General features: G+C 42.2%; 26 protein-coding genes and 2 pseudogenes. 15 read left to right on the plus strand and 13 right to left on the minus strand.

All coding sequences use genetic code 11. The features are described 5' to 3' along the window. Positions 1–28: 28 nt before the first annotated feature. The 3 genes from ACIQXR_RS15495 to yidD all read right to left on the minus strand — a co-directional run bounded on the left by ACIQXR_RS15495 (position 29) and on the right by yidD (position 1,607). Complete coding sequence (locus ACIQXR_RS15495; protein ID WP_402875188.1) at positions 29–190, minus strand: DUF1540 domain-containing protein; 162 nt, start codon at positions 188–190, stop codon at positions 29–31. 113 nt (positions 191–303) lie between these two features. Further along, entirely contained in the window at positions 304–1,245 is a 942-nt protein-coding gene (locus ACIQXR_RS15500) for a metal ABC transporter solute-binding protein, Zn/Mn family (RefSeq protein WP_403080335.1), read from the minus strand. A gap of 143 nt (positions 1,246–1,388) precedes the next feature. After that, positions 1,389–1,607, minus strand: coding sequence for a membrane protein insertion efficiency factor YidD (yidD, locus tag ACIQXR_RS15505; protein WP_402875252.1), 219 nt, complete (start codon positions 1,605–1,607; stop codon positions 1,389–1,391). A gap of 204 nt (positions 1,608–1,811) precedes the next feature. Between yidD and ACIQXR_RS15510 the strand changes: the two genes are divergently transcribed. After that, the gene (locus ACIQXR_RS15510) at positions 1,812–2,285 is read left to right on the plus strand and encodes an S-ribosylhomocysteine lyase (RefSeq protein ID WP_402875184.1); all 474 of its coding nucleotides are present in this window, start codon (positions 1,812–1,814) and stop codon (positions 2,283–2,285) included. A 40-nt stretch (positions 2,286–2,325) separates the two neighbouring features. Here ACIQXR_RS15510 and ytzI read toward each other — a convergent pair whose 3' ends face one another. After that, positions 2,326–2,481, minus strand: coding sequence for a YtzI protein (gene ytzI / locus ACIQXR_RS15515; protein WP_403080337.1), 156 nt, complete (start codon positions 2,479–2,481; stop codon positions 2,326–2,328). A 122-nt stretch (positions 2,482–2,603) separates the two neighbouring features. Here ytzI and ACIQXR_RS15520 point away from each other — a divergent pair, with 122 nt between their 5' ends. Beyond that, positions 2,604–3,044, plus strand: coding sequence for a Dps family protein (locus ACIQXR_RS15520; RefSeq protein ID WP_402875179.1), 441 nt, complete (start codon positions 2,604–2,606; stop codon positions 3,042–3,044). A 51-nt stretch (positions 3,045–3,095) separates the two neighbouring features. Here the strand turns inward: ACIQXR_RS15520 and ACIQXR_RS15525 are convergent, their stop codons facing one another. Beyond that, a complete protein-coding gene (locus tag ACIQXR_RS15525) occupies positions 3,096–4,010 on the minus strand; it encodes a DMT family transporter (protein WP_402875176.1) in 915 nt (304 codons plus the stop codon). A 152-nt stretch (positions 4,011–4,162) separates the two neighbouring features. Here ACIQXR_RS15525 and pdxR point away from each other — a divergent pair, with 152 nt between their 5' ends. Both pdxR and ACIQXR_RS15535 read left to right on the plus strand, forming a co-directional pair. Continuing rightward, on the plus strand, positions 4,163–5,566 hold the full coding sequence (gene pdxR / locus ACIQXR_RS15530; protein ID WP_402875173.1) for a MocR-like pyridoxine biosynthesis transcription factor PdxR: 1,404 nt from the start codon (positions 4,163–4,165) through the stop codon (positions 5,564–5,566). Between the two features lie 29 nt (positions 5,567–5,595). Further along, entirely contained in the window at positions 5,596–5,862 is a 267-nt protein-coding gene (locus tag ACIQXR_RS15535; RefSeq protein ID WP_403080338.1) for a GNAT family N-acetyltransferase, read from the plus strand. Between the two features lie 718 nt (positions 5,863–6,580). On the opposite strand, the gene ACIQXR_RS15540 is transcribed toward ACIQXR_RS15535, so the two are convergent. Further along, positions 6,581–7,120, minus strand: a complete 540-nt coding sequence (locus ACIQXR_RS15540) for an isochorismatase family protein (RefSeq protein ID WP_403080340.1) — start codon at positions 7,118–7,120, stop codon at positions 6,581–6,583. A 247-nt stretch (positions 7,121–7,367) separates the two neighbouring features. Beyond that, a complete protein-coding gene (locus ACIQXR_RS15545) occupies positions 7,368–7,625 on the minus strand; it encodes a DUF6154 family protein (RefSeq protein WP_402875161.1) in 258 nt (85 codons plus the stop codon). Positions 7,626–7,866: 241 nt separating this feature from the next. On the opposite strand from ACIQXR_RS15545, the gene ACIQXR_RS15550 reads away from it, so the two are divergent. The 3 genes from ACIQXR_RS15550 to ACIQXR_RS15560 all read left to right on the plus strand — a co-directional run bounded on the left by ACIQXR_RS15550 (position 7,867) and on the right by ACIQXR_RS15560 (position 9,467). After that, positions 7,867–8,211: a hydrolase gene (locus tag ACIQXR_RS15550; RefSeq protein WP_402875159.1), complete on the plus strand. Its 345-nt coding sequence runs from the start codon at positions 7,867–7,869 to the stop codon at positions 8,209–8,211. A 97-nt stretch (positions 8,212–8,308) separates the two neighbouring features. Further along, positions 8,309–8,770, plus strand: a complete 462-nt coding sequence (gene ytkD / locus ACIQXR_RS15555; protein ID WP_402875156.1) for an RNA deprotection pyrophosphohydrolase — start codon at positions 8,309–8,311, stop codon at positions 8,768–8,770. Positions 8,771–8,864: 94 nt separating this feature from the next. Next, positions 8,865–9,467, plus strand: coding sequence for a hypothetical protein (locus tag ACIQXR_RS15560; RefSeq protein WP_402875153.1), 603 nt, complete (start codon positions 8,865–8,867; stop codon positions 9,465–9,467). 99 nt (positions 9,468–9,566) lie between these two features. On the opposite strand, the gene ACIQXR_RS15565 is transcribed toward ACIQXR_RS15560, so the two are convergent. From ACIQXR_RS15565 to ACIQXR_RS15585, 5 genes and pseudogenes are all read right to left on the minus strand, one after another. After that, a complete protein-coding gene (locus tag ACIQXR_RS15565; protein ID WP_403080342.1) occupies positions 9,567–10,358 on the minus strand; it encodes an ABC transporter permease in 792 nt (263 codons plus the stop codon). Further along, the gene (locus ACIQXR_RS15570; protein ID WP_402957022.1) at positions 10,348–11,118 is read right to left on the minus strand and encodes an ABC transporter ATP-binding protein; all 771 of its coding nucleotides are present in this window, start codon (positions 11,116–11,118) and stop codon (positions 10,348–10,350) included. Before ACIQXR_RS15570 ends, ACIQXR_RS15565 begins: the two co-directional genes overlap by 11 nt. Positions 11,119–11,142: 24 nt before the next feature. Next, a pseudogene (locus ACIQXR_RS15575) lies at positions 11,143–11,604 on the minus strand (ABC transporter substrate-binding protein); the annotation flags it as partial. A gap of 167 nt (positions 11,605–11,771) precedes the next feature. Next, on the minus strand, positions 11,772–13,271 hold the full coding sequence (locus ACIQXR_RS15580; RefSeq protein ID WP_403080344.1) for a malate:quinone oxidoreductase: 1,500 nt from the start codon (positions 13,269–13,271) through the stop codon (positions 11,772–11,774). Positions 13,272–13,758: 487 nt separating this feature from the next. Next, positions 13,759–14,295 (minus strand): TetR/AcrR family transcriptional regulator, encoded by a 537-nt coding sequence (locus tag ACIQXR_RS15585; protein ID WP_403080349.1) that lies wholly within the window; start codon positions 14,293–14,295, stop codon positions 13,759–13,761. A 165-nt stretch (positions 14,296–14,460) separates the two neighbouring features. Between ACIQXR_RS15585 and ACIQXR_RS15590 the strand changes: the two genes are divergently transcribed. The 3 genes from ACIQXR_RS15590 (at position 14,461) to ACIQXR_RS15600 (ending at position 17,913) form a co-directional block, all read left to right on the plus strand. Further along, complete coding sequence (locus ACIQXR_RS15590) at positions 14,461–15,891, plus strand: DHA2 family efflux MFS transporter permease subunit (RefSeq protein WP_403080351.1); 1,431 nt, start codon at positions 14,461–14,463, stop codon at positions 15,889–15,891. A gap of 152 nt (positions 15,892–16,043) precedes the next feature. After that, positions 16,044–16,250 (plus strand): hypothetical protein, encoded by a 207-nt coding sequence (locus tag ACIQXR_RS15595; RefSeq protein ID WP_402875142.1) that lies wholly within the window; start codon positions 16,044–16,046, stop codon positions 16,248–16,250. Between the two features lie 61 nt (positions 16,251–16,311). Continuing rightward, a complete protein-coding gene (locus ACIQXR_RS15600) occupies positions 16,312–17,913 on the plus strand; it encodes a recombinase family protein (protein WP_402875139.1) in 1,602 nt (533 codons plus the stop codon). An 18-nt stretch (positions 17,914–17,931) separates the two neighbouring features. On the opposite strand, the pseudogene ACIQXR_RS15605 reads toward ACIQXR_RS15600, so the two are convergent. Then, positions 17,932–18,438, minus strand: a pseudogene (locus ACIQXR_RS15605) (ABC transporter substrate-binding protein); the annotation flags it as partial. A 180-nt stretch (positions 18,439–18,618) separates the two neighbouring features. On the opposite strand from ACIQXR_RS15605, the gene ACIQXR_RS15610 reads away from it, so the two are divergent. The 5 genes from ACIQXR_RS15610 (at position 18,619) to ACIQXR_RS15630 (ending at position 22,842) form a co-directional block, all read left to right on the plus strand. After that, positions 18,619–19,407: an alpha/beta hydrolase family protein gene (locus ACIQXR_RS15610; protein WP_402957029.1), complete on the plus strand. Its 789-nt coding sequence runs from the start codon at positions 18,619–18,621 to the stop codon at positions 19,405–19,407. 39 nt (positions 19,408–19,446) lie between these two features. Beyond that, on the plus strand, positions 19,447–19,689 hold the full coding sequence (locus ACIQXR_RS15615; RefSeq protein ID WP_403080354.1) for a DUF2584 domain-containing protein: 243 nt from the start codon (positions 19,447–19,449) through the stop codon (positions 19,687–19,689). A 267-nt stretch (positions 19,690–19,956) separates the two neighbouring features. Then, positions 19,957–20,727 carry a TSUP family transporter gene (locus ACIQXR_RS15620; RefSeq protein WP_402875132.1) on the plus strand — a complete coding sequence of 257 codons (771 nt, stop codon included), beginning with the start codon at positions 19,957–19,959 and terminating at the stop codon, positions 20,725–20,727. 156 nt (positions 20,728–20,883) lie between these two features. Then, positions 20,884–21,456 (plus strand): TetR/AcrR family transcriptional regulator, encoded by a 573-nt coding sequence (locus ACIQXR_RS15625; RefSeq protein ID WP_402875130.1) that lies wholly within the window; start codon positions 20,884–20,886, stop codon positions 21,454–21,456. Between the two features lie 24 nt (positions 21,457–21,480). Then, positions 21,481–22,842 carry an MATE family efflux transporter gene (locus ACIQXR_RS15630; protein ID WP_402875127.1) on the plus strand — a complete coding sequence of 454 codons (1,362 nt, stop codon included), beginning with the start codon at positions 21,481–21,483 and terminating at the stop codon, positions 22,840–22,842. Positions 22,843–22,969 lie beyond the last annotated feature (127 nt).

Consider the following 22,969-nt stretch of genomic DNA (forward strand, 5'->3'; position numbering starts at 1 on the left):
TCCAATCTTTGAGTCCGGTTTCTTATGCTTACAAATCCTCAGCGGGTTTGAAGGTGCGGCATCCAGTTTGATGGCTTGTGTGAGCACGTTCTTCGGAATAGTGCTCGATTTTAATCATATCAGCGGAACAACGATTGCCGTGCTTCCAAAACGTACAGCTGTCAACAGCACATTTTACATCCTGAGCCATATGAATTCCTCCTCCTTTAATGGTACATCTATAGCTTTGAACAAAGGAAGGGCATTTACACTGGATTAAAAATGGAAAAGAGGCGAACCATGTGGGTTCGCCTCCTGATATGTTTAGTGTAATGCCGTTTGTAGGGTCTTGATGTTATTTTCCATGAGGCTGAAGTAATCCTCACCGGCTTTGATGTCCTTATCTGTCAGAACGGAAAGATTGTGGAACTCGAGTGCTTCCGCCCTCATTTCCTTCTGGATGATTTCGGTCAGCTTGGAACTGATATTCTGTTCGAAGATGACGTAATGAAGGTCTTCATCTTTAGCCATGGAGACGATGCTAGCCAGCTGTTTTTGCGACGGTTCATTTGACGAGGTAAGTCCGGTTACCCCGATTTGTTCAAGGCCGTAGCGATCTTCCCAATACCCATAAGCAGAATGGGAAACAATCACTTTATTCGTACGACCGGCTTTGATTGTTTTCGCGAACTGCTTGTCGAGTGCCTTCAATTTATCTGAAAGCTCGTTAAAACGCAATGTGAAGTAGCTTTCCTGTTCCGGCATCTGCTTCGTTAACTCGTCTTTCACGGTTTCGGCCATCTGAATGGAGTAAATGGGGTCAAGCCATAGATGTGGGTTGACGCTGCCATGATCATGGCCATCGTCATCGGTTTCTCCATGATCGTGTTCCTCATCATGTTCATCTACTGAAACGGTTTCACCTACAGCGACCGTAGTTACGCCTTCACCCTTTAAGATCGGTTCAGCTTTTGTGACAAAGCCCTCTAAATTATATCCAATATAGAAAAATAGGTCTGAGTTCGCCATGCCTACAATATCCTTTTGGGAGGGATCGAAGGTATGCTCATCTGTACCCGGAGGATAAACCGTCTCAACGTTCACAAATTCGCCCCCAATGGTTTCCGTGAAATATTCCAGAGGATAAACGGTCGTGTATATATCCAGCACATCTTTATCTTCCTTCTGCTTTCCTTCAGACTTGCCGCAACCTGTAAGGGCCAATGCTGCAATGAGTGAAAGAGAAAGTAATAATTTTCTTTTCATGAAAAAATTCTCCTTTTTGAATAATTCGTATTGATTACGATTTAAAATGTATGGTTTTGAAAACGAAATGATTACGATTTGACTATAGTATAATACATAAAATCGTTCCGAAAAGCAAGGTTTTTTTGACGCGTTCCTTCTTATTACTGTTTTTTCTTTTTTTCTGGAACAAGGTCAATACCACCTGGATGGAACGGATGGCATTTAAGAATCCTGATGATGGCTAGCCAGCTTCCTTTGATCGGACCGAAACGGTTCACGGCCTCTAAACCGTAATGAGAACAGGTAGGGTAAAAACGGCATGTTGGCGGTTTTAATGGAGAAACCACAATCTGATAAAAACGTATGATGCCCATGATCATTTTTTTCAGCAAGCACTTTCATCTCTTTTCAAATAAATTCACTATCGTTTATTATACCATATTTCTTTTGTTTTCTAGAAGGTTAATAAAGGATGTGAGAAAGGATTTTAGGCCTGTTCAGCCAATTGGCATAAATTTAAAAGGGTGAAATATATTGTGTTTCAAGGTAAAATAGAAGAGACATACAATTAAGGAGTGAATAAAATGCCTTCAGTTGAAAGCTTTGAATTAGATCATAATGCTGTTAAAGCCCCCTATGTAAGACATTGCGGTGTCCATAAGGTCGGAACAGATGGTGTTGTTAATAAATTTGATATCCGTTTCTGCCAGCCGAACAAGCAAGCGATGAAGCCGGATACGATCCACACTTTGGAACATTTGCTCGCGTTCAACATTCGTAAGCATTCCGAGCAGTACGATCATTTTGATATCATCGATATTTCGCCAATGGGTTGCCAAACAGGATATTACCTGGTTGTGAGTGGTGAGCCGACCGTGACGGAAATCATCGACGTATTGGAAGAAACGTTCAAGGATGCACTACAAATCACAGAAATTCCAGCTGCTAATGAAAAGCAATGCGGCCAAGCAAAATTGCATGATCTTGAAGGAGCCAAGAAATTGATGAATTTCTGGTTATCACAAGATAAAGCGGACCTTCATAAAGTATTCGGTTAAGCTCTAAAAAAATCCTGTCTTTTCCAAGACAGGATTTTTTTTATTTATCTTGGTCTTTTTCCTCTTCTTCGTGTTTTGGCAGCGGGTCAATTGGATCGACAGTATGCTTGTAGCTATAGCCTTTACCAATCGTCAGGACGGATAGCCCCAGTACAATCAAGATGACTATGATGGATATCACCAAAACCGTAAACATATTGACAGCTCCTTTGGGACAAATTATATATTCATTTTAGCATAAGAATTGAAGCGATAAAGGTTTCAATTTTTGTGGAGAGGGAACTATATAGGTATAACCAACTAACGGAGGTAGATATTATGACTCAGAAAAAATTAGGTAAATTAGTAAACAAAGAAATTGCAAACTTCAATGTCCTTTATACAAAAATCCACAATTTCCACTGGTTCGTAAATGGACCTCACTTCTTTGAACTTCACCAAAAACTAGAAGAATTATACACAGAAATCGGCACAGACATGGACGAGCTAGCTGAACGACTTTTAGCCATCGGAGAAAAACCGGTCGCTACGCTTAAAGAATATTTAGAATTGACGACTCTTGAAGAAGCGACAGGTAAAGAAAATACAGAAGATATGGTACAAAGCGTCATCACCGATTTCGAAAAACTTTCTACGGAATTCCTAGAAATCATCGAAGCCGCTGAAGAGGAAGATCCAGTAACAGCCGATATGCTGACTAGCATGAAGAAAAGCTTGAACAAACATGCTTGGATGCTACGTGCTTATTTAGGAAACTAAGCTTAGAATGAGATGGGTTCTACTTCGGTAGGGCCTTTTTTTGTTTCTAGACTATTTCGTCAAATCACTTCTCGTGTCTTCTGTCTCGGCTTTCATTCGTGGTGCTCTTGCTACACGCCGAGTCGCTGCCACACAAAGCACCACAGCTATATTCACAGCTATGAGTGTGGGACCAACCTCCTCATGCAGAAAGACAGCTGCAAGCAACAGCCCGAAAAATGGTTGAAGGAGCTGCAGCTGCCCAACCGCCGCTATACCACCCTGAGCGAGACCACGGTACCAGAAGATGAAGCCGATGAGCATGCTGAATAAAGATACATAAGCAAGGCTCAATAGTGAAGGTCCACCAATGTCGTCCCACGAATCCGGGGATAGATAGACGGAAAGTGGAAGCATTAGGGGAAGGGATAGAACGAGAGCCCAACAGATCACCTGCCAGTCCCCTAGCTTCCGTGAGAGTCGAGCGCCTTCAGCATAACCGAGACCACATATGATGATCGAGGCCACCATGTAAACGTCGCCGATTGGGGAAGCTTCCCCATCTTGGATGAGGGCATACCCTGCAACCAGGAAGCTACCAGCAGCAGAAAATATCCAGAAGGAGGGACGTGGGCGTTCCCCACCCCGAATCACCCCAAATATAGCCGTCGAGAGCGGAAGTAGACCAATGAAGATGATAGCATGTGCCGATGTGACAGATTGCAGGGCCAAGGCAGTCAGCAGTGGGAAACCAACCACGACCCCAACCGCTACGATTATAAGAGGAACGATATCCGTTCTTTCAGGACGTGACTGCCGGAAGATAAGAAGAAGGGCACCTGCCAATACACCTGCTATCGCCGCGCGGCACAAGGTAAGGAACACTGGATCGAAATCCGCTACAGCTAAACGAGTCGCAGGCAGTGAGCCGCTAAAAATCAGTACGCCAATAAAACCGTTCACCCAACCATTTGATGTTTTCTTCATTACAATCACTCCCAATCATATTTCTCCAACATCCTTTTTTATCTGCGTCTTATTCCTTTTAATGGATTACAATGAATATAAACAGAAAATGGTTCTTAATAAACAGCCAGTTTCTTTAAATAAAAGCATGCCAGTTAGGAGGGATCATCGAAGTGGATATCACATTTTTTTTAAATCGAAACCACGAAACACCCCTTTATCAACAGCTCTATCAGCTTTTCAAGAAAGAGATGCAGGAAGGGCATCTTCAAAACGGGATGAAACTTCCTTCCAAAAGGGTGCTCGCGTCTCAGCTTTCAATCAGCCACACGACAGTCGAGCGTACCTATGATCAGCTTGCGGCTGAAGGGTACATTGTGAGCAAGCCGAGAAGTGGCTGGTATGTGGATTATAGTGAATCCGATTTTGTACATATGGCAAACGACTCTTCCATTAAGCCCAAAGTAAAGGAGAATGAACAATGGATTGATTTTCATTATGGCCATGTGGATTCAACTCACTTTCCTTTTTCTTCTTGGCGAAGAAGTATGGTCAGTAGCTTAGATCAATATGGTCAACAGCTTTATCGGCCAGGGAATATATTGGGGGAACCTGTGTTGAGAGAGCTTATTGCCGAACACTTATATCATTCACGCGGTGTTCATTGTCAACCTGAACAGGTCATTTTAGGGGCGGGTAATCCTATACTGTTGCAGATCTTATGCCAAGTCTTTGGGCGGGATATTTCCATAGGGTATGAGGATCCGGGCTTTCCGAGAGCGAGGAGGATCTTTGAAATCAATTCTATGAAGATTCTCCCTATGCCAGTGGATGAAGAGGGAATCTGTATGCAGGGAATCCGAAATAAAAATCCATCTCTTGTGTATGTAACGCCTTCTCATCAATTTCCACTCGGCACCACCATGACGATCAACAGAAGAAGGCAGCTCCTTAAATGGGCAGCGGATAATCAATCTTATATCATTGAGGACGATTATGAGGGGGAGTATAGATACAGCGGACAGCCGATTCCTTCTTTGCAAGGGATTGACCAGCATAACCGGGTCATTTATATGGGCACTTTCTCTAAATCCCTTCTCCCCTCGTTGCGCATCAGCTATATGGTTCTTCCTGCACCTCTATTAGAAAAAGGTACCGAAATCACTTCCTTGTATAAACAAACGGTATCCTGTCACATTCAGTTTACGCTTGCTGAATTTATCAAAAGGGGTGAATGGCAAAAGCACATCAACAGAATGAGAAAGCTGTATCAAAAAAAGAGAGAGAGGGTATTAGAGACCATCCAAAACGAATTAGGAAGACATGTGAAGATTCGGGGAGGAGACTCAGGACTGCATATCTTGCTTGACGTGGACTCACGGTTTAATGAAGGAGAGCTTATTGAGAGAGCAAAAATGCATGGCGTGAAAATCTATCCCGCTTCACTGTTTTATACAAAGCAGCCTCCGACCACCACTGTCTTAATAGGGTTCGCAGGGGTTTCAGAAGAAGAGATACAAGCGGGCATAAAGAAATTGAAAGGTGCCTGGGGTCTAGAAGAAGATAAGTTGAAGTAGGGAGACTGAGGAAATTAGGAGGGTCTTCGATGGAACGCAATATTCGGTTATTAACAGATACGGATTTAGAGGAAGCAGCAAAACTGTTCACCAGCGTTTTTAGTTTCAATATTTGGAATGAACCTTGGAGTGTGAAGACTTCTTACAAACGCTTGTTGGGCATAAGCAGGACTCCTGGATACATAGGAATCGGTTATTATAATTCCGAGGAACAATTAATTGGATTTTTAGTTGGAAATGAAGGGCAATGGGCTGATAACAAGAGCTACTATATAAACGAGATTTGTGTGTGGTAGCATTCAACAAACAGCTATTGGCACAAACTTGTTAAACTATTTGACGGAAATCTTAGCAGAGAAAAAAGTTGATTCGGCCTATTTATCGACTGAGAGAGGCGAAGGAAAACCGGAGATGTTTTTCACGAAAAATGGTTATACGACAAGTGAGTCTAGAGTGTTAATGACGATGAAGATATGTTGAATCGAAATGATCGAATTTTTTTAAGAGAGAATCTACAATCAAAATGATAGCAAATTATCTAAATAGACATTTTAATCGTTATATAACACTTTTTCAGCTCTATTTGTTTCAATAATGAAGGTTATCAAAAAAAGGGGCTGTCCAAAAAGGGGGGAGCCCGAATTGAAAAAAGTGAAGAGGCATAAACGTTGATGTAACAACATTTATGCCTCTTCACTTTGTCGTCCGTTTCCTTCCTAGTATAGTTCCAGCTTTAGTTGTTCTCTGCTATGTATATCTAAAAAAAGAATCGAAATAACATCAAAAAAGGACCAATATGTTCACATAATGGTCCTTACCGAAGACCTGAGCAATGTACAGGTATAACGTTTTTTTTATAAGAACTCTTGTTTTTGTATGCCTTCCTTCAGAAATAAAAAAGGAAGGCATACAAAAACCTAATATCCAAGCTTAGACAAAGTATTAAATGAACTGATTTTTTTTGTAAAGCTTTTATTCACATTTTCTTTACTCAAATTGCTGACTGTGAAATACCTACAAGAAAATATCTTTCGTTTTTTGTACATTTGCAAACCATTGAGCATGTATATCGTTATGGTGATTGATAATTTGAGAAGCGTTTAAAATGTTAGAGTCGTATGTGCTATGACCATCCTCTGCAAGAATCACTTCATAACCTAGGCTATATGCACGACGACAAGTAGCATCTACACAAACTTCCGATTGAATCCCTGTTATAATAATTCGACTGATTTTTTTGTTTACTAATTGTTGCTGAAGATCCGTTTGTTGGAAGGAATCAGGAAAATCTTTTTCAATGATAACGTCCTCTTTAAAAAGAGGGATTGACGGATGAACTTCCCATCCACGATTTCCTTTCTGATTAAGGGTCCCCGCTTTACCATTGTGTTTCGTGAAAAAAATGGGGATCTGCTCAATACGGGCTTTTGAAATGAGAAATTGAATATTGTTTAATAATTCATCTCCTTTATATATCAGTTTTTCCTTCAAAAATGGTCCTATCTGAAGATCAATTATAAGTAATGCCGTGTTTTTTTCCGTGTTTATAAACATCCCCGCTCATTCTGGATTGTTCCTTTCTAATGCTTTTTTAAAATGAGGTAATATTCTATCTAGTTTCCCCTAAATCAAGAGTTTATCCCTAAGATGATTAGCCTATTAAAACCGGAAAAATTAGAGGAAGTACAAGCCGTTGTATGACAATTTTTAGCGAACTTCGGCAATAAATAAGGGTAACCCTTTTAACAGACAACAAAAAGAAAGGCGTCCCAAGATGCGGGACGCCTAATATGGTATGTAATTAATGTATATTCCTTGGTGAAAAGTGAGTAGGTTTCGTATCATTTAAACTATTTTGTGCGAATTTTCCTTTTAACGTTTCAATAATGTAAAGGCCCATAAGATCGGTTAGTTCTTGGTCATCCATCTCTTGAAGCAATTCGAAAATTTCCTTGCGGTCCAATTGTTCCAGGACAGCAAAGGTTAGCATATCAATGTCTTCTTCATCACCAGTCAATTTATTACGGTACATGTTGTACAATTCTTCAATCAACTTCATAACTTTCACCTCACATTTCTTGAAAATCCGTTATCTCTTTATATGTAGGTTATCAAAAAAACCTCATGATGCATATAAAAATCTGTAGGATGCTTGGGCTTATTATATGTTTTACCCTTTGAAAGATACTTTAATCTATTATTTAACATCTTTCCCATTTGTGCAAACAAATTTTTCCATCGTATGAAGGTGGAATCTGGTGAGAAAATAAGCGTAGGAGTTAGGGAAAGGATGATGACGAATGGAAGAAACCAGGAAAAAGTATTACGTATACATCCCAAACGGGCAAATCACGCAGGACCGGGAAAGTTCTCCTTGGAATTTTGAAATCGAGGCAACGGATAATGAAATCATCCAGCTTCGGGAATTGTTCGATTACAATTATTCAGTAGGGGAAGATAATTTTTATCGTGCCCACGTACCGTATTTACAATATCATTATGACCGTGAAAACGATGAACAGGATGTCACGCTTCAAAAGATTTATGAAATGATCTATATGCTAGGAACAGAAGAAGGCAAGCGGCATATCGAAAGCATGGGTATTCTGCAGGCAAAGCGGACAGATGATGGCCTCGAATATTAGAGGTCATCTTTTTTGCTACATTCTCATTTTTTTATCTTATAATAAGTATAACTCAAATGGAGAGAAATGGGTGAAATAAGGATTGGTTGTGGGAAATATGAAAAGCTTTATAGACGAAAATGGATATATGGTCGAGTTTTCACATGATGAGGCTTTCGGGGATGCCTATCATGTATTTGTCATATGCCGATACAGTGGCAAGTGGGTATTGACGAAACACCGGAAGCGCGGGTTGGAATTTCCAGGTGGCAAGCGGGAGGATGGAGAAACGATTGAAGGGGCAGCTAAGCGTGAAGTGTATGAAGAAACAGGCGGATTGGTGAACGAGTTGATTTTTTTAGGGCAATACAAGGTCCATGATCCCATAAAACCGTTCATCAAATCCATCTATTTCGCCGAGCTAGGTGGTCTGGAAAGCAAAAAGGACTATCTGGAGACGGACGGACCGCTCCTTTTGGCTAAGCTGCCGGACGTCCCAGGGAAGGAGTACAGTTTTATCATGAAAGACGAAATCCTGCCGCTGAGCCTGGAACGGCTTCAAAGCATGATGGAAGGATGACATGAGCAAAGAGACAGTCAGCAGGCTGTTTTTTTTACGACAATAAGTGGTAAAATAGTAATGGATATAAATACCTAGTTATGGAGTGAGTGAATTGAGGAAAAAAGGTACATTACTATTGATTGTCCTGTTCATGTTTAGTCTGGTCTTTCCGTTAACGCATACCTCAGCAAAAGCAAAGGCGAAGGTCTATCCCGTACATATGAATGATAGTGGAACAGGTGAATTTTCCAAAAAGCTAAAAAATGGGTTGAGCGTGGGAATAGAAGAAAGAGATGAATGGAACTATACGCCTTTTATTAAAAAAGGGAAAAAGAAAGTGTGGAGCTTGAAATATTTATCGAGCACATTTGGATATATGCAATATACAGAAACAAAAGAGAAGGATACGTTTCTGTATTATACGGAAATCGCTGGCGGCGGTGCGAGAACGACCATCGTAGGCGTCCATTCTAATGGTAAAGTCTTTTTGAAAAAAGGATATACAAGTGGAGCAGGATTAGACACGAAGTTCCTTTCTGCTAATACGATAGAAGTGGCAATAGAAAGAATGAAGAAAAATTGGGATCCAGGTAAAGAACCGAATGCTGAAAAATATACGGATACTTGGGACGTGAAAAAATATTCATTATCTAAAAATGGGAAAATGAAGCTTGTTAAAAAGTACGTACAAAAAAACAGGAAAACTAATTATTGATTGTAAAACAGCATGGCCCCTTACAAGGCACATGCTGTTTTGCCTATCATGAAAAGGAATAACTACAAAAAAACTGCCGATGTACGATCAGCAGCTAGGTCAGTCCTTGATCAATTTTCGTTCAAGCAGTTCGACAAGCTGGTACATGATTGTTGCGAAGACGGCGATGATCATCAAGGCAAGCATCACGAGGGTGAAATTGAAGACTTGGAATCCATAGATGATTAGGTAGCCGAGCCCTTTTGCCGAAACAAGGAATTCTCCGACGATGACACCCACCCATGAGAGTCCCACGTTCACTTTCAAGGTGGAGATGATGGTTGGAAAGGAAGCAGGTAATATGGCTTCCCGGAACGACTGTAACCGTGTGGCCCCGAATGTTTGAAGGACCTTCAGATAGTTTGGGTCGACTTCGCGAAAAGCGGTATAGACGACGATCGTGGTGATGATGATGGAAATGATCGCACCCATGGAAATGATCGAAGGGAAGCCGGGACCGAATGCGACGATGATGATGGGACCAAGGGCCACTTTTGGCATCGCATTTAAAATCACGAGATAGGGGTCAAGGATATTGGATAGTCTAGGAGACCACCAAAGCACGGATGCGAGCACCGTCCCAAGCAGTGTCCCGATAAGAAAGCCGAGTACGGTTTCGAATAGCGTCACACCCGAATGGGAGAGCAGGGAACCATCAGCCACTTTCGTTAAAAATAAATGCCAGACTTTCGAAGGGGAACTGAAGATGAGCGGATCGATCCATTTCATCCGTGAAAACAACTCCCACCCACTGAAAAAGACGATGAAAATGAGGAGCTGATAAACACGGACCAGCTTTTTTTCTTTTTTCAACGAGGCTTTATATTGGCCATGAAGCTGTTCAATATTCAAGACTTTCAAGCTCCTTCCAAATTGTTTGGAATAACGCGGTGTACTCTGGATGATTACGGGCATGGAAAGGTGTCAGTTCACGCAGTTCCATAGGCACATCGAATGTCTTATGGATTTTACCCGGTTTCGCAGCGAACAAATAGATCCGGTCACTCATCGCAATCGCTTCACCGATATCATGGGTCACAAGGACAGCAGTCTTTCCGAACGATTTCAGTGTTTCCGATACAAGGTCCTCCAGTTTCAGTTTCGTTTGATAATCCAGGGCGGAAAACGGTTCATCAAGAAGCAGGATCTTCGGGTCAACGGCGAGTGTCCGGGCCAGGGCAGCACGTTGCCTCATTCCACCTGAGAGTTCGCGTGGATACGACTTTTCAGATCCGGCCAACCCGACCTCATTCAATAACTTCAACGCTTTGACCCGTTCCAATCCTTCATTTTTCTTCAATAGACGTAATCCCAACGTAACATTTTCATCTATCGTCTTCCATGGAAAGAGGTAATCCTGCTGAAGCATATAGCCAATCGGAAAATCATGATCCGTCCCAAGCGGTTCGTTCTCGAGCAGGATTTTCCCAGAGGTGGGTGGAAACAGTCCGGCGATGATGGAAAGCAGGGTCGTTTTCCCGCAACCGCTCGGGCCAAGAAAAGAGACGAATTCACCTTTTTCAATATCGAGAGAAATGCCCCCAAGTGCGGTTTGAGCCGCCTGATTTGAAAAATACGTGTGGTGAATGTCTTCGATCGTCAAAAATCCCATGAGACATCCTCCTTACTCTGTACCTTATTTGGTGACTTCTTTTGCAAAGTCCGTATTGACAAGCTCATCATGGCTGATGCGTGTAGGCAATTCACCGGCTTCGTCCATGATATCCTGCAAGTTATTCCATTCTTCTTCATCCAGAATCGGATCCGGTGCAAAGGAACCTTGCTCCTTGTAACGGTCGATAACGGTCTCCATCGTGTCAACGTCGATATCTTCGAAGAACGGTTGAATCACTTTGGCGACCTCTGCTGCATCATTTTCCTGCACCCAATCCTGTGCCTTCTTCAAGGCTCGAGTGAATTTCTCTACGGTCTCTTTATCGTCCTTCAGATAACTTTCCTTGGCCATAAAGGTGGTATAGGGAAGATGACCGGACTCTGCACCAAAGGAAGCGACAATATGGCCCTTGCCTTCTTTCTCGAACACACTGGCAGTCGGTTCAAACAATTGGACGAAATCACCTGTACCGGATGCGAAGGCAATGGATAACAAGATACATACAAATCATGGTATGGGAAGATTAGTGAATCTATTTTTATGGTCTATGTCATGATTTCCAGTTTGGCGGAATAAATAGAGGGGGAGAGTTTTGAGTTAAAATAAATAAAAAAACCTTCAATCCTTTTCAGATTGAAGGTTATCGAATATTAATTATAGGCTTTTTCTTTTTTTTTGTGTAAACCAAGTACCTCTGCTGTAGAAGCATGAACTTCTTCAAGAACGTCTGGGTTATCTTTCAAGGAAATGCCGTAAGATGGAATCATTTCTTTAAGTTTCGGTTCCCATTCTTGCTTCTGTTCAGGGAAGCATTTGTCGATGATTTGAAGCATAACATGAACGGCTGTTGAAGCACCTGGTGATGCACCCAATAACGCGGCAATCGAACCATCAGCCCCTGTAATGACTTCCGTACCAAATTGAAGCGTTCCTTTTCCTTTATCCGTATCCTTGATAACTTGAACACGTTGTCCAGCTACGACCAAATCCCAATCTTCAACTTTAGCGTTAGGGATGAACTCACGTAATTCTTCAACGCGTTGTTCTTTCGATAACATAAGTTGCTGAACCAGATATTTAGTCAAAGGCAATTCTTTTGCGCCTGCTGATAACATCGTCAAGACATTATTCGGTTTGACGGAAGTGATTAAATCAAACATGGAACCTGTTTTCAGGAACTTCGGTGAGAAGCCGGCAAACGGTCCGAATAGCAATGATTTTTTATTATCGATGAATCGTGTGTCAAGATGCGGAACAGACATTGGTGGCGCTCCAACTTTAGCTTTTCCGTATACTTTGGCATGATGTTGCTCGATGATTTCTGGATTATTACATACCATGAAGATTCCGCTGACAGGGAATCCACCAATATGCTTTCCTTCAGGGATACCGGATTTTTGCAGTAAGTGCAAGCTTCCGCCCCCGCCGCCGATGAAGACGAATTTAGCATTATGGCGTTCAACATTACCCTTGGCGTTACGAACTTTCAATTCCCAAGAACCGTCGTTAGCCCGTTTAATGTTATCAACAGAATGTTTATATTTAATATCTACATTTTTATTTTCTAAGTGGTCAAATAACATACGCGACAAGGCACCAAAGTTAACATCTGTTCCAGAGTCGATTTTAGTGGCCGCAATGCGGTCATTCGATGGACGGTTTTCCATGATAAGTGGAATCCATTCCTTTAATTTTGAAGGGTCTTCAGAAAATTCCATCCCTTGGAATAGAGGGCTTTCAGATAGCGCTTTAAAACGTTTCTTTAAGAACGCAATATTTTCTTCCCCTTGAACCATGCTCATATGTGGCAATGACGTGATGAAGTCTTGTGGATTATTTATCAGCTTGTTCTTTACAAGATAAGACCAAAACTGAGTTGAAAGTTGAAATTGTTCGTTAATTTTAAGGGCCTTGCTAATATCAATAGAACCATCTGGTTTTTCAGTTGTGTAATTAAGTTCACACAGTGCTGCATGACCTGTCCCCGCATTATTCCACTCGTTAGAGCTTTCTTCCCCCGCGCTTTCAAGCTTTTCGAACACCTTGATTTCCCATTCCGGTACTAGTTCTTTAAGCATTGTCCCCAAAGTCGCGCTCATGATCCCGGCACCAATTAAGATGACGTCTGTTTTGATTTCTCCGTTGCTCATCATTACCATCCTTATACCCTAAAATTTGCAGAAAGGATGTAGGTGGTCCTGCTTAGGCGTCACAATAAGCCAAGGCGTGACCTGGTCACACATCATTCCTGTCTTTATTATAAGCATATCATACTGTATTGCTTTTTTTAATAGATTAAAATAGCCAATAATACTATATCGTTAAAATATAGATGATGTGAAGTAGTGAACGTAAATTATATCGCTGCTTTGGTTATGAGCATAAACCCAATACCAATAGGTAAAACCAATGAAACATGACCTACCATTTATACATTATCTCCATTATATCTTAAAAACACTCTCAGAAAAAGTTTATCCAATTGGATTTTCCACCCGTATTTCTTATAGGAGGAAAGTAATGGAGAACGTAAATAAAGAGATAAATCCGGTCGATATTTATTTTACACCTTTTAATGAAAAGAATGCATAATAAATGTAAAAAAAGAGCATTTTAATTATTTGGTTTGCTACTCGATTATCGATAGAGTTCAATAATTTGTTTGGCAATGTATTCGGAACTGAAATGAACGCCATCTTTAAGCCACCACATGATGACACCCAGGATGGAGGAGGCAAGAATATCCATGGATAACGTTACTTCCTTTGTCCGGTCCCTTACACGTTTTATGGCAATGGAGTCCTTTAAGATCATATGCAATTTTTTCTTGAAACCCGGGTGGGCAAAAAGCACGGCAAAAAGCTTTCGGTGCTTATAAAAGTAATCCAAAAACGTAATGAATTGCTCTTCATTATTCAAATTATCAATTTGCAAGATGGGTGACAATTCCAACGACAAGTCGTCGAAAATATCATAGACCAATTGTTTTAACAAATCATTAATATCGACAAAGTGTAAATAAAAAGTAGCACGATTCAGCTCTGCGCGGTCCGATATCTTTTGTACGGTAAGCTTCGATATATCAGGGTTTTCAATCAAGATATCTGTGACGGCCTTTTTAATCATTCGCTTAGAGCGAAGGGCACGGGGATCCTGCTTTTTTTGTGTCGACAACGTGAACCTCCTTCATCTATTATTTCGAACTTTTTCAATATATTTTACAAATCTGTTGTTTAATTAACACTTCATAACAAATTGTGAATAGGCATCCAAAAAGATGAATGATACTATCTATTTTATTGACAAGGTGTTAAAAAAGCAAATGAAGTGAGGGGTAATATGTCGGAACCAATCAATAAAAAGGTATTATTAACCGTGTTGATTTTAGGGTGTTTTTTATCCACTTTAAATCAAACCCTTTTAAACGTTGCACTAAGTAACTTAATGGAGGTATTTTCTGTATCTGCTACAACCGTGCAGTGGATATCCACTGGGTTTATGTTGGTAAATGGGGTGTTAATCCCGATTACGGCCTATTTAATGAAACGTTTTTCTACACGCCAATTATTTATAAGTTCGATGCTGTTTTTATTAATTGGCTCTATTTTGTGCGCGGTAGCACCGAATTTCGCTATTTTACTGATGGGACGTATGATTCAGGCCATTGGGGCAGGAATTATTATGCCATTGCTAATGAGCGTCGTCATGTTTATTTTCCCTCCAGAAAAAAGGGGAAGCATGATGGGGTTGATGGGACTGGCGATCATATTCGCTCCAGCCATTGCACCGACATTGGCCGGTTTCGTTATTGAATATTATTCATGGCGCTGGTTATTCATCGGGATCATTCCATTTGTCGTGATCGTCATATTATTAGCGGTGAAATATTTAATCAATGTTTCGGAAACAGAAAAAGTGAAGTTGGATGTAGCAAGTGTTATTTTATCAACCATCGGATTTGGTCTTATTCTATATGGCTTCAGTAATGCCGGGAGCCATGGGTGGGATGATAAGGTTGTCATAATGACCATACTTGTAGGGATTGTGACGATAGCGATTTTCTGTATGAGACAAATAAAATCATCTGATCCGTTCCTTAACTTATCGGTTTTTAAGAATAAAGTATTTACGCTAACTTCCATCATTAACATCTTTGTTACGATGATGATGTATGCGGATATGATCCTATTGCCGATCTATTTACAAAATGGTCGAGGATTCACTGCATTTGACGCCGGTTTATTATTATTGCCGGGTGCTATCATCAACGCCTTGATGTCTCCGGTCACGGGGAAATTGTTTGACCGCTTAGGCGCGAAACCGGTATTCATCATCGGGTTGATTTTCATCATTCCGTCCATGTGGGTGGTTACAGATTTAACCGAATCGACGACCTTCGTCTTTTTGATGGTGCGGACCATTTTCCTTCGCATAGGATTGAGCTTTATTACGATGCCATTAAACACGGCTGGTTTGAATGCCTTACCGAAAACACTAGTGACACATGGTACAGCCGTGAATAATACGGTTCGCCAAATTGCAGGGGCAATTGGAACGGCTATTGTCGTTACCGTGTTTACGGCACAAACGACAAAGCATGCGGAAACATTGTTGGGGGATACACCAAATGCTACAGGTGAATCCATCCGCGCACTAGCTTCGATCTTGGGTTCGAGTGATGCCTATTATTTCATGACCATCCTAGCGATTATCGCGTTCGTGTTAACCCTGTTTGTTCCGTCTAAAGCAAAGATTAAACAACCATCATAATTGGTCAGCCAGTACTTTCGGGTACTGGCTTTTTTCTATCCTTATGTATCTCATTCTGCCCCAGTATTCTACGGGTAGTGATTAGAAGACTATTAATACTATCATCGTGACGGCCATAGATTATAGGAATCCATGGCAACGGGGTGATGGCGATGACAGAGGAAGCAAATGGAGGGAAAGGGAAACTGATTGTATGGGACACAACGGAATACCAGCACAGAACAGATGAAGAATACGATTATTTGTTGGAGATCTCCGATTATAAGGTGAAGGTGACTTTGAAGTTCGCTAAGAGTGAGGCGAGGAACGAGGTGGCGAGAAAAGGGCTTAAAGCGTTTTTTAGGGGGATATGGTTTTGAGGCACCGTTTTAATGAGGGTTTTATTTTAACCGAATGAAACAGGGAAAAAGGGGTGTGCAAATGAAACGGGTTTGGTGCCTGTATCGAGTATCCACCATGAAGCAGATGGCTACGGATGATGATATTCCCATTCAAAAAAACGCATGCCAAGAATTCGTGAAAAATAGGCCGGATTGGCGCATCACTCAGGAATTAATAGAAAAAGGGGTTTCGGGCTGGTCGAAGAAAGCGGACGAAAGGGATGCCCTGAATACGATTAAACAAGGGGCCCTGGACAAGGAATTGGATGTTCTTTTGGTGTTCATGTTTGACCGATTAGGGAGGCGGGAGGATGAAACGCCTTTAATCGTCAATTTCCTGAATCAAAATGCCGTAGAGGTCTGGTCCACGCAAGAAGGAAAGCGGAACACGGAAACACATATCGACAAGCTGTTGAACTATATCAGTTTCTGGCAATCCGACGGGGAAAGCCAGAAAACTTCTATGAGGGTACGGGAAGCTAAAAAGCAGCTAAGTGAGCAAGGCTATTTTCAAGGTGGGGCCGCCCCGATTGGTTATAGAATCCTTGAAACAGACCGGGTGCATTGGAAGAACAAAGACAGACACCTGAAAGAGTTGGCGGTGGATGAGGAAGAGTCCGCCATGATAAAGCTGGTTTTCCGTTTATACGTGGACCGACACATGGGGTATCGAAAAATTGTTGATTACTTGAACAACAAAGGCTATCGAAATAGGGACGGGAACATATATGGGGTAAGTACCATTCAGCGCATCTTGGCCAACCCGATCTATATCGGGAACAAACGCTATAAAGGCTTTAATGGGGAAGACGGAAATACACAGCCATATAATGAGAAGTTACGAATTATTCCGGATGAAGTATTCAAGGAAGCGGAGCGGATCAGGAGTGCAAGGAGCAGTAAATTAAACCGGCAAGACAAGGAAGGCATCCCGTTGGCAGGGAAGCTGATGTTTTCGGGGTTGGCCTATTGCCAGTATTGTGGGGCAAAGTTGAGTGGCAACTACTTGTACCGCAAAAGTAAGGGGAAGGAGGATCACTCCGCCAAAGTTATGTATCGCTATAGGTGCCCGCTTAATAAAGGCAGGATGAATGGCGAACATGTAAGCAGTACGTGGGAAGGCAGAAAATACGATGCCATCGTGATGAAAAGGGTGAAGGCGGTTCTGTCTCAACTGGATATAGGCTCCTACTTCGCTCTCTCCTCTCACAAGGCATCACATCTAGCCCAGCTTGAGCGGAACCTAAAGCAGCTGGAGAAGGAACATCAGGTTCTGACGAAGCAATTGGCTAAGCTACATGGTGAAATCATCAAATCATTGGGGGGAGATAGTGCATTTACCCCGGACCAACTGTCGGGTGCCATGGGAAGTGTAGAGAAAAAGATAGCTGAAAGTACGGCACGTATGACAGGATTGAAAGCAAATATCGAAAAGGAAGCCTCATCAAGGCATGTCGATCTAGCTGACCAGTGGGAGGTCGAATTCGAGCAGGCGGACAATGATTTGAAAAAGGCTATGCTTTCCAGGGTTGTGGATAAAGTGGTTTTTGGAAAAAATGAAGTCCAGATTACGTTCAATTTAGCTCTTCGGGAATGTTTACATGAAAATACGGAGGAACTTCCTGATAGCGAGGCGCCTTGAAGTATGCATTTTGTTACTGGATGCGAATGCGGTCGCGATGTTCGCAAAATCAATATTCTGAATGAGCGTCAGATCTTTTTGCGGGTCGATATTGTGTTTTTTCAAGACGAATTCCCCCGCCATTTGCGGCATTCCGCCTTTACGCTGTCCGAGGAAGGTGGAGTCTTTCAACATATCCCATTCAAAATTTTCAATCTTTTCACGTGAAACAAGGAAGGTCCCATCCGTTTGCGTTAGCTGGGCAAAGTTAATGACCGGGTCACTGGACCCTTGCGCCTGGACATAGATGGATGTTTCCGATCCGACGAGTGCAATGTCCGCACCATCAGACAGTAGAGTGGTCATCGTCTTATCGCCGCCAGCAGTCGTTTTTAAATCGATTTTTAGGCCTTCTTCTTCAAAAAAACCTTTTTCAATCGCGACATATTGCGGCGTATAGAAAAGCGAGCGTGTCACTTCGGCCACACGGACCTTCGTCGTTTCTTCTTTCTTTGAACCACATGCCCCAAGGGGAATGACTAGCATGCATACAAGTAAAAATAGGACACCCGCTTTACACCATTTCTTCAATTTACCTTCCTCCTTAATATATAGGAATTTTGCCTATCTTATCGTATGAACGAGTGGGAAAATGGTGAATGCCTAACAGGGGATAAAATCGATTGAATGTTTTACAATAAGGGAAACAGAAAGGGGGAGCGGAACATGGAGAACGGAAGGATGATTTCAAAGCAACGGTTCCCTTCACCACATCCTGGCATTCACCTTTTTTTAGTCACTTACATGTCTCAAGGTTTGAAGGTAAAGGGATTACTGGCTGAGCCGGTGGATGGGGACATTCACGATGCTTTCCTTTATTTACGGGGTGGCATTAAAAACGTCGGCAAGGTAAGGCCTGGACGAATCATCCAGTATGCGGCAGAAGGGTTCATCGTCTTTGCCCCGTTTTATAGGGGCAACCAAGGCGGGGAGGGGGACGAGGATTTTGCCGGAGAAGATCGGTTCGATGCGATAGCGGGCTTTAACCTGTTGGAGCAGCATCCACGGGTGAATAAGGAGCATATTCATATCCTCGGCTTTTCCCGGGGTGGCATCATGGCACTATGGACGGCGATCCATTGTCAGACGGCTGCGTCCCTTGTCACATGGGGTGGAGTGTCGGATATGTTCATGACGTATGTCGAACGAGTCGATATGCGGCGGATGATGAAGAGGGTCATCGGTGGTAGTCCTAAGAAATGCCCGGAGCAATATGAATACAGGACGCCGTTGTTTGCCATCGAGGAATTGAATGTTCCGGTTCTGATCATTCATGGGGAAAGGGATGATAATGTATCGGTGGAACATGCCTATCGACTGGAAAAAAGGTTGAAGGCCCACGATAAGCCTGTCGAAAGTTGGTATTTCCCACAATTCACGCATTTCTTCCCGCCTGCGGTCAATCGAAAAGTGGTCGAAGATTTAACAACTTGGATGAAAAGTAAAACCGAATAATGGTAGAATGAAGTATATTGACCAGAGGAGGAGATATACATGGGCATGCCTATGGAACTCAACACCATGATCGTGACAAAGGGAAACGAAATTCGTGAAGAAGAAAATGTGTTCAGCCTGACGAAAGCCGGGTACCGCTTATATCCAATCGACATCCCGATTGATGTCCGTAAAACGATTCAATCCGATTCAAGTGGAACGGCCGTCATCCGCAAAGTCGAATGGATGAATGAAAAAACCAACATTACATATCAATTGATCTCACTGAATTCAACGAATTGAATACATGAAGCGCATGCGAATCTAGCATGCGCTTTTTTATGTGGTAGAGAACGGACGGAATTCGACCGAACTATCCAGCATTCCGCCATTGGTGGCACATAATTCGACGTTCGTGCGATTAATTCGACATTCGCGTGGATAATTCAACATTCACGGCAGCCGTTGATTCGAGATCTAATTTTTATGAAGAATTGTTTGATATTTATAAAAAATCCAGGACACCGGAGTATAATGGATGAGATATTGCTGTTGAAAGAAGGAATGTAGATGGAGGATATTAATCTTTATACGTTGCTGTTTTTGGTGATAGCGGGTTTCATCGCTGCTTTCATTGATTCTGTTGTGGGCGGGGGCGGTCTTATTTCCATACCTGCTTTATTGTTTACGGGAATTTCACCATCTGCGGCTTTAGCGACGAATAAGTTTTCGAGCTCGATGGGTTCCTTGACGAGTACGATTTCATTTATTCGGGCAGGGAAAGTGAACTTCAAATTTGTCATCAAGTTTTTGCCGCTGACCATAATCGGGTCGATATTGGGGGCCTATGTCGTTCACTTTGTTTCGCCTGACATATTGAAGCCGTTGATTCTGTTGATATTAGTGATTGTCGCGATTTACACAATCGTCAAAAAGGATTGGGGTAAAGAAACCTTGTATAAGGGATTGACCCGGAATAAGCTCATTCTGATGTTAGTGGTCATTTTTGCAATTGGTTTTTACGATGGTTTTCTTGGACCAGGGACGGGTTCTTTTTTATTGTTTGCCTTTTTGATCATAGGATTTGATTTTGTTCAAGCGGCTGGCAATGCCAAGATTTTGAACTTTGGCAGTAATATTGCAGCACTCGTTGTTTTCCTATCGATGGGCACGGTCAATTTTGCTTACGGAATTCCGATGGGGATCGCCATGGTGGCCGGGGCTTTAGTCGGGACGAACTTCGCGATTAAAAAGGGATCTTCCTATGTTAGGCTATTATTCATTTGCGTCACCGTCTTATTGATCGGCAAGAATATCTTAAACTATTTCCATGTGATTTAAATGCAAGTATACATACCAGTGGCCGTGGAATGATCTGCGGCCACTTTTCCCTGTTTACAGAATGGAACTTCTATGTAATAATTGCCTGACGAACGTTCGTTAGGATAATGAGCGTACCAGTGCGGGTAAAATATTGGTTGATGAAGGGTGAAGGTAATGAAAAGTGAAGAAATTAAAAAAGCGGCACTCAAACATTTTGCGGTTAACGGATATGAGGGCACGTCGCTTTCTCAAATAGCTGATGATGTGGGAATTAAAAAACAGTCGATTTATTCTCATTTTAAAGGAAAGGATGATTTATTTTTAGCCGTCCTTACAGATGCCAAGGAGATGGAGCTATCCTTTTATGAGGCGTATTTTAAGCAAAAACAAGATCCGGAAAGGACGCTATATGGATTCTTGGATGAGATGAGAAGGATGTTTCAGGAAAATGAGAATTTAAAGTTCTGGCTCAGGATGGAGTTCTTTCCGCCTACTCATTTGTATAAAGTGGTGCAGCGGGAAGCGGCGGATCTCGAGAATCAACAGGAAGCACTGTTAGAAAAGTTATTCGATTCATGGATAGCAGAAGGGGCGGTTCGTTCGGGAAATGCCCGGACGCTAACATTGGCCTACACAGGTGTGATCGTGGCCATCTTGGTCGAACTTGTATACTCCGATGACCCTAAGCGGTTGGAAGATAAATTTGACGCATTATGGACCGTATTTTGGAGCGGAATTTCCAAGTAAGGTTAAGCAATAGGAGATGGGAACATGGCAATGAGAGAACAACAACAGAAAAGTCTTCTGGAAATAGAATCGACGGGAAAGATCTTCTTACGCTATTTGATTCCTTCCATGATCGGAATGATCTTGATGGCATTGAACTTTGTCGTCGATGGCGTCATGGTCGGTAACAAACTTGGGTCCGTTGCCCTTGCAGGGGTAAATATTGCTGGACCCATTTATACCATTTTTGTCGCCATGTCGATCTGGATTGGTGTCGGCGGTGCAACGCTATACTCCCAAAGCATGGGAGCGAAGGATTATGTGCGTTCCCGCTTCATTTTTACGCATTCCATCGTTCTAATTACAGGCTTCACCATCGTCATTGGTTTGATTGCCTATATGTTTCACAATCAGCTCGTTTTCGCATTAGGGGCAAATGAAGCGACCGCTCCCTTTGCGACGGATTATATGAACGTTTTCTTGATGCTCGGTTTTGTTTTCACCTTAGAAAATGCCTTGAGTATTTTTATCCGGAATAATGGAAATCCGACACTGGCCATGACGGCATTGATCGTGACGGCTGTTTCGAATTTCGTATTGAACTATATCATTTTGTATGTGTTCGATTTAGGGGTGCGTGAAATCGCGTTTGGGACAATCACCGCGTCGGCGCTTGGAATCGTCGTGCTTTCCGCCCATTTCTTCACGAAGAAAAACACCCTTCGTCTGGTCAAGTTCCGGTTTGATAAGCGGCTTTTCCTTTTGACCATGTCAATCGGCTTTCCCAGCTTTTTATCTGAACTCGGTGTATCCGTCTTTACGATTGCGCATAATAATGTGTTTTCCCGGTTGGCGGGAACGGACGGATTGTCCGCCTTTTCCATTGTCAATTATGCCCACAGTGTGATGCTATTGATGTTTCTTGGCATCGGGTCGGCCATCCAACCGCTCGTTAGCTATTACCATGGAGCAAAAGATGAGAAGCGAAAACGCGAGACGGTTCGCATCGCCATTTTAACGGCCATCGGTGCGGGGGTATTCATTACCTTACTCGGACAAGTGACGGCACCGTATATAGTTGCTTTATTCGGAGACTTTTCACAAGAAGTGAAGGAACTCGCAACAATTGGCATTCGGATTTTCTTTGGCGGGTATATTCTGATGGGGGTCAACTTCGTCATGATGACCTATTTCCAATCGGTCGGGCAAGTCAAGATGGCAGCCTGGATCACGATTGGCCGGGAATTTCTCTTCATGCTCATATTCCTGGTAACCCTTCCTTTCCTATTCGGAACCAATGCGGCATGGCTGTCGATTCCTTTATCAGAAGTAGTCATTTTCTGTACCATCCTGCTTTATTTGAAAAGAGAAGGTACGTTCTTTGGTAAAAGAGGTCATGGAATTTAGAGATCACCTATTCGGTGGTCTTTTTTTGTTTTTTAAAATTTCTGAAAAAATATTGACAGAATGATCCGCCCTGTTATATATTATTAATACAATAAATAATTTGTTATATAACAGAGGAGGAAAAGTA

The organism is Peribacillus sp. NPDC097224 (assembly GCF_044761985.1).
Classification (GTDB): domain Bacteria; phylum Bacillota; class Bacilli; order Bacillales; family DSM-1321; genus Peribacillus.